Genomic DNA, 5,890 nt, shown 5'->3' on the forward strand with positions numbered 1-5,890 from the left:
AGGCACGGCTGATCGCGGCACGGCGGCTGTTGCTGCTGGGCCGGCTGGCGGCGGCAGCGAGCCTGCTCGCGCCGGTCGATATCGCCGTGCTGCCGCCGCTGCTGGCCGCCGTCGCGGCGCTGGCAAACGTCGAGCTGGCCCTGCGCTCATTGCGTGTCGATGACGCGCAGCAAGCCCTGAGTCAGGCCCAGCAGGCCGCCGCACGCGCCGACGTGCCCGCCCTGCAGGCCGAGATCGCCGAGGCGGGCGCTGCGCTGGCGCGCACCGCCGCGCGCCGGCTGGTCGATGGCCACTGGCAGCCGCTGCGCCTGCACGAGGTCGCCTCACTGATGGCCTCGGGCGCCCTCGTCGTCGACGCCTGCCGCCATGCGCTACGTGTCGACGACTTCACGCTGCCACTGGCGCGCCGGCCCATCCTGTTCACGCTGCTGAGGGCGCTCGCCGAGGCCTGGCCGGGCGATGCGGACCGCGACGCACTGATCGCGCGCGCCTTTCGCACCCGCCACGCTGACGAGACCCACCGCGCCCGGCTGCGGGTGGAGGTCGGGCGGCTGCGTGCCCTCATCAAGCCGGTGGCCGGCATCGAGGCCAGCTCGCGCGGCTTCGCCCTTCGGGCGCGATCCGTCGCGGTGCTCGCGCCGCCCATCGACGGCGACGCCGGCGAGCTGATGGCCCTGTTGTCCGACGGCGCGGCCTGGTCGACCTCGGCACTGGCGCTGGCCCTGGGCGACAGCCAGCGCACCGTGCAGCGCGCACTCGCCGAGCTGGAGGCCGCCGGCCGCGTGCGCGCCATCGGCCAGACGCGGGCGCGACGCTGGCTGGCGCCGCCGCTGACGGGATTCACGACGATCTTGTTACTCCCCGCCGCGCTGCCGCTTGGCTAAGGTTCGCCCATCGCAAGCCAGCAGGAACCAACCCCATGAGCAGTAGCATCACCCCCCGACCCGCCGAAATCGTGCGCGAGTACGGCCCCTTCGAAGGCGGCAAGTCCATCGCCGGCGTGACGCACGACGGCAGCCGCGTCTGGGCCGCCACGGGCGCGGCGCTGGTCGCCTTCGACCCCGCCAGCGGGCAGGCGCAGCAGCGCATCGAGCGCCCCTGCGATGCCGGTACGGCCTTCGACGGCCGCTACCTCTGGCAGCTTGCCGAGGCACGCATCGACAAGATCGACCCACACAGCGGCGAGGTCGTCGCGTCCATTCCCGCGCCCGGCCAGGGCGGTGACTCGGGCATGGCCTGGGCCGAGGGCAGCCTGTGGGTGGGCCAGCACCGCAGTCGCAAGATCCACCAGATCGATCCCGCCACCGGGGCCATCCGGCGCAGCATCGAGTCCAACCGTTTCGTCACCGGCGTGACCTGGATCGACGGCGAACTCTGGCACGGCACCTGGGAGGACGACGCGAGCGAGATCCGGCGCGTCGACCCGGCCGACGGGGCCGTGCTGGAGACGTTGCAGATGCCGCCGGGCACGAACGTCAGCGGCCTCGAATCCGACGGCGCCGATTTGTTCTATGCCGGCGGCGGCGGCACCGGCAAGGTCCGCGCCGTGCGCAGACCCAGGCGCGCCTAAACCCTGAGTTCCACTGAGCAGCACCCGCCCGGGCCGTCGGGTGGCGCCGCTGCATTGCTTTCCCTTTGTCAACGCATGGAGATGTCATGAGCACCACCCACCCCGTCGTCACCCGCGACCGCTGGATCAACGCCCGCAAGGCCCTGCTCGCGCAGGAGAAGGAACTGACCCGGCTGCGCGACCAGGTTGCCAGCGAACGCCGCGCCCTGCCCTGGGCGACGCTGGAGCAGGACTATCTGTTCGACACGCCCGCCGGCGCGCGCCGGCTGTCCGAGCTCTTCCAGGGCCGGCGCCAGCTGCTGGTGCAGCATTTCATGCTCGGCCCCGGCTGGGAGCAGGGCTGCAAGAGCTGCTCTTTCATGGCCGACCATCTCGACGGCATGGCGCCGCATCTGGCCCAGCGCGACATCACGCTGCTGGTGGTGTCGCGCGCCCCGCTGGCCGAGATCGAGGCCTTCAAGCGCCGCATGGGCTGGCGGTTCGACTGGGCCTCGTCCAATGGCAACGACTTCAACCGCGACTTCCACGTCAGCTTTGCGCCGGAGGACCGCGTCGATGGCGAGGTCTATTACAACTTCCACATGACGCCCTTCCCGAAGGAAGAGGCGCCCGGCATCAGCGTCTTCTGCAAGGACGAGGCGGGCCAGGTCTTCCACAGCTACTCGACCTTCGGCCGGGGCGTGGAAGTGATGATGGGTGCTTACAGCCTGATCGACCTGACCCCCAAGGGCCGCGACGAGCTGACCGGCCAGGGCATGGCGTGGGTGCGCCACCACGACCGCTACGAGTCGGCAGCGCCGGCGCCTTCCTGCTGCGGCGGCTGACATGGACGCCTGGGCCTGGATCGCACTGGCCGGCGCTGGCGCGCTGCACGGGCTGAACCCGGCCACCGGCTGGGGCCTGGCCGCCTGCTCCGGCAAGCCGCGCCAGGCCTTGCTGCCGCTTGCGGTGGGCCATGCCGTCGCCGTCGGCGGTGTGGCAGCTCTGATCGCCCTCGGCGGGTCAACGGCCGGCTGGCCGTGGCTGTGCGGGCTGTTGCTGCTGCTGGCGCTGGCGCTGCGGCGCGCCAGGGCCGGGCTGGCGCTGTGGTCCTGCCTGATGGCCAGCGCCCATGGCAGCGGCCTGATGCTGGTGCCGGCGCTGGTACCCCTCTGCCTGAGCGCCTCACCGGCGCGCGAGATCACCGCCTCGGGTTCGCTGCTGCTGGCATTGGCGGCCGTGGCCGTGCACATGGCGGCCATGCTGGCGGTGACGGCGGCCCTCGGCGAGGCAGGGGCAAGGTGCCTGGCCGGCGCCCGGCAGAGATGGATTTCTATACTCGAAACCCATGAACCCAGCGCCCGCCACCACCCCCACGTCGACGCCCGCCCCCGGCGATGACTTGCAGTCCGTCGTCGAGGCCCTGCGCGGCGCCCGCCGGCAGTGGCGTGAGGCGCACCGCCGCGGCGGCGACGGTCGCGAGCTGCCGTCGCGCGAGCTGCTGGCCGCCATGATCCAGGGCCTGTCCGGGGCACTCTTTCCGATGCGTCTGGGCCCGCCGACGCTGCGGCCCGAGGACGAAGATTTCTACGTTGGCCACACCCTCGGCGCGGCGATGACGACGCTGCGCCACCAGGCCGCGCTGGAGCTGCGCCACGATGCCCGCCAGCGCGGCGACGACACGCCCGGCCAGGACGCCGACGAGCTGGTCGGCCGCTTCCTGCGCACACTGCCCGGCGTGCGCGTGCTGCTGGACAGCGATGTGCTGGCCGCCTACCAGGGCGACCCGGCGGCGCGCAGCGTCGACGAGGTGCTGCTGTGCTACCCGGGGCTGCGCGCGCTGATCAGCCATCGGCTGGCGCATGAGCTCTACAAGCTCGGCCTGCCGCTGATCGCGCGCGTCGTGGCCGAGCTGGCGCATGCCGAGACCGGCATCGACATCCACCCCGGCGCGCGCATCGGCAGCGGCTGCTTCATCGACCACGGCACCGGCGTCGTCATCGGCGAGACCGCCGTCATCGGCGAGCGGGTGCGCATCTACCAGAACGTCACGCTGGGCGCGAAGAGCTTCCCGACCGATGGCGACGGCAACCTCGTCAAGGGCCAGGCGCGCCATCCCATCGTCGAGGACGAGGCCGTCATCTATGCGGGCGCCACCGTGCTGGGCCGCGTCACCATCGGGCGCGGCGCCGTCATCGGCGGCAATGTCTGGCTGACACGCAGCGTGGCGCCCGGCAGCCTGGTCACGCAGGCCGATTCGCTCGCCGGCACGACCTGAGCCACCTCCTCAGCCCGGCGCCGGCACCGGTGCCGGCGCTTGGGCATCCGCGCGACCGCGGGGCGCCAGGGCGTCCATGCCCACGATGTTGAGCGTGCGGGTCGGGAAGGCGAACTGCAGGCCACGCTGTTGCAGCGCGCGCATCAGCGCCAGGTTGAAGGCCTGGCGCCGGTCCATGTAGACATCGAAGTTGGCGTCGCGAACGCGGTAGACCACTTCGAAGTCCAGCGAGCTTTCGCCGAAACCTTTGAAATGGGCGCGCAGGAATTCCAGCTGCGGGTCGGACTCGATGAGTTCCCGGATCAGCGGTGGCACGGCGGCCACCTCATCGGCGGTCGCGTCATAGGTGATGCCGAAGTTGAACACCACGCGGCGCGCCTGCAGACGCTTGAAGTTGGACACCGTGCGCTTGAGCAGCTCGGCGTTGGACATGACGATCTGCTCGCCACCCAGGCTGCGGATGCGCGTGGTCTTCAGGCCGACGCGCTCGACGGTGCCGGTGACCTCGCCGACGGTGATGGAGTCGCCCACCTCGAAGGGTTTGTCCACGGCGATGGCCAGCGAAGCGAACAGGTCACCCAGGATGTTCTGCACCGCCAGGGCCAGCGCGATGCCGCCGATGCCCAGGCTGGCGATGAAGGCCGTGATGTTGACGCCCAGGTTGGACAGCACCGCCAGCACGACGATGACCCACAGCGCGCCGCGCAACCCCCAGCTCAGCAGCGTGGCTGATGCCGACAGCGCCGGGCTGCCGCCATGGCGCAGTTGATGGCTGGCCAGCACCTGGGCCACCGCCTGCTGTGCCCACAGGCCGATCTGCAACGCCACGACCGCGAACCACAGCTGCGACACGCGGCCGTGCCAGCGGTCGTCCAGCGGCAGCATGTTCAGGCCGACCAGCAGGCCGACGATCCAGATCAGCCCGCTGTTGGTGCGCTCCAGCACGTTGACCAGACCGTCGTCCACCGTGGTGTGGGTGCGCGCCGACAGCTTGCGCAGGCGTTTGACCAGCACGCGCAGGCCCACCTTGATGATGACGATCGTCAGCGCACCGGCCAGCAGTGCCGGCAGTACATCCATCCAGCCCACCTGCGGCCAAGCGGCTTCGACGCGCGCGAGGAGCTCGTTCCAGGTCATGTCAGACCTCCAAGATTCGCTCCGCCCACGCTAGGTTGCAGGCCTGCGGCCGTCTGTCAGCCGTTGGCAGCCGCGCCTGTGGGCCTGGGCTGACAGCCCGGCCCGCAGCGGATGAGGCGCCCGCTGACACGGCGCGCCGCCGGCGCCGACTAAGGTCGCTTCGTCGCAGTCCGCTGTGAAAGGAGCCCCCATGGACACCACCACCCATCACGACATGCCCGCGCTGTTCGCCCAGCTCGGCCTGCCCAACTCGCCGGCCGACATCAAGCGCTTCATCCGCCTGCACCGGCCGCTGCCGCAGACGCTCAACCTGTCCGAGGCGCCGTTCTGGAGCGCGGGCCAGGTGGCCTTCCTGCGCGAGCAATGGCTCCAGGACGACGGCGATTGGTGTGTGCAGATCGATCAGCTGAATGCCGCGCTGCGTGAGCACCCGGACCCGGGCGAGCTCGAGCAGGTGGATTGCACGCTGAACCCGGATCACCCCGCCTGCCCATGAAGCATGCCTCCTGGGCAACGCTGCTGAATCGCAACGCCAGCCTGCTGCAGCGGGCGGTGAAGCCATTGCGCGAGCGGCACCGGCCGCCTGCCAGCAGCGCGAGCGCCGGCAGTTGGCTGATGGGCCTCGTGATGGCGGCGGACGGGCCGCGCCGCTACTACCTGTTCCGCCCTGCGGGCGTGCGCTTCGGCGAGCGGCTGCCGCTGCTGGTCATGCTGCATGGCTGCCACCAGGACGCCAAGAGTTTTGCGGACAGCACGCGCATGAACAGCGTCGCCGTGCGCGAGCGCTTCCTCGTGCTCTATCCGGAGCAGCCGCGGCTGAGCAACGCCCAGGGCTGCTGGAACTGGTTCGATACGCGGTCGGGCCGCGCCTTCGGCGAGGCCGCCTGGATCATGAAGGCGGTTGACCAGGTCTGCGTGCTTTACGC

At 71.0% G+C, this 5,890-nt stretch carries 8 protein-coding genes; 7 read left to right on the top strand and 1 reads right to left on the bottom strand.

Translation table 11 applies throughout. The features are described 5' to 3' along the window. From ACT6S0_RS25810 to epsC, 5 genes are all read left to right on the top strand, one after another. Positions 1-884 (top strand): helix-turn-helix domain-containing protein (locus ACT6S0_RS25810; RefSeq protein WP_444766596.1); only part of this gene is annotated, 884 nt, incomplete at its 5' end. Between the two features lie 35 nt (positions 885-919). Then, a complete protein-coding gene (locus tag ACT6S0_RS25815; RefSeq protein ID WP_444766597.1) occupies positions 920-1,570 on the top strand; it encodes a hypothetical protein in 651 nt (216 codons plus the stop codon). A gap of 86 nt (positions 1,571-1,656) precedes the next feature. Continuing rightward, positions 1,657-2,394 carry a DUF899 domain-containing protein gene (locus ACT6S0_RS25820; RefSeq protein ID WP_444766598.1) on the top strand — a complete coding sequence of 246 codons (738 nt, stop codon included), beginning with the start codon at positions 1,657-1,659 and terminating at the stop codon, positions 2,392-2,394. A gap of 1 nt (position 2,395) precedes the next feature. Then, positions 2,396-2,950, top strand: a complete 555-nt coding sequence (locus ACT6S0_RS25825) for a hypothetical protein (protein WP_444766599.1) — start codon at positions 2,396-2,398, stop codon at positions 2,948-2,950. Then, positions 2,898-3,827 carry a serine O-acetyltransferase EpsC gene (epsC, locus tag ACT6S0_RS25830; RefSeq protein ID WP_444766600.1) on the top strand — a complete coding sequence of 310 codons (930 nt, stop codon included), beginning with the start codon at positions 2,898-2,900 and terminating at the stop codon, positions 3,825-3,827. The genes ACT6S0_RS25825 and epsC overlap by 53 nt, the downstream gene beginning before the upstream one ends. A gap of 9 nt (positions 3,828-3,836) precedes the next feature. Here the strand turns inward: epsC and ACT6S0_RS25835 are convergent, their stop codons facing one another. Continuing rightward, positions 3,837-4,964, bottom strand: a complete 1,128-nt coding sequence (locus tag ACT6S0_RS25835) for a mechanosensitive ion channel family protein (protein ID WP_444766601.1) — start codon at positions 4,962-4,964, stop codon at positions 3,837-3,839. Between the two features lie 190 nt (positions 4,965-5,154). On the opposite strand from ACT6S0_RS25835, the gene ACT6S0_RS25840 reads away from it, so the two are divergent. Together ACT6S0_RS25840 and ACT6S0_RS25845 are read left to right on the top strand one after the other, a co-directional pair. Beyond that, a complete protein-coding gene (locus ACT6S0_RS25840; RefSeq protein ID WP_444766602.1) occupies positions 5,155-5,460 on the top strand; it encodes a DUF2789 domain-containing protein in 306 nt (101 codons plus the stop codon). Continuing rightward, a partial coding sequence (locus ACT6S0_RS25845) for an alpha/beta hydrolase family esterase (protein ID WP_444766603.1) occupies positions 5,457-5,890 on the top strand: 434 nt, incomplete at its 3' end. The genes ACT6S0_RS25840 and ACT6S0_RS25845, both read left to right, overlap by 4 nt.

This window comes from Roseateles sp. (genome assembly GCF_052436255.1).
GTDB lineage: Bacteria > Pseudomonadota > Gammaproteobacteria > Burkholderiales > Burkholderiaceae_C > Pelomonas.

Coding starts and splice junctions, on each gene's coding strand:
- ACT6S0_RS25815 (WP_444766597.1), top strand. CDS start 920: ATGAGCAGTAGCATCACCCCCCGACCCGCCGAAATCGTGCGCGAGTAC.
- ACT6S0_RS25820 (WP_444766598.1), top strand. CDS start 1,657: ATGAGCACCACCCACCCCGTCGTCACCCGCGACCGCTGGATCAACGCC.
- ACT6S0_RS25825 (WP_444766599.1), top strand. CDS start 2,396: ATGGACGCCTGGGCCTGGATCGCACTGGCCGGCGCTGGCGCGCTGCAC.
- epsC (WP_444766600.1), top strand. CDS start 2,898: ATGAACCCAGCGCCCGCCACCACCCCCACGTCGACGCCCGCCCCCGGC.
- ACT6S0_RS25835 (WP_444766601.1), bottom strand. CDS start 4,964: ATGACCTGGAACGAGCTCCTCGCGCGCGTCGAAGCCGCTTGGCCGCAG.
- ACT6S0_RS25840 (WP_444766602.1), top strand. CDS start 5,155: ATGGACACCACCACCCATCACGACATGCCCGCGCTGTTCGCCCAGCTC.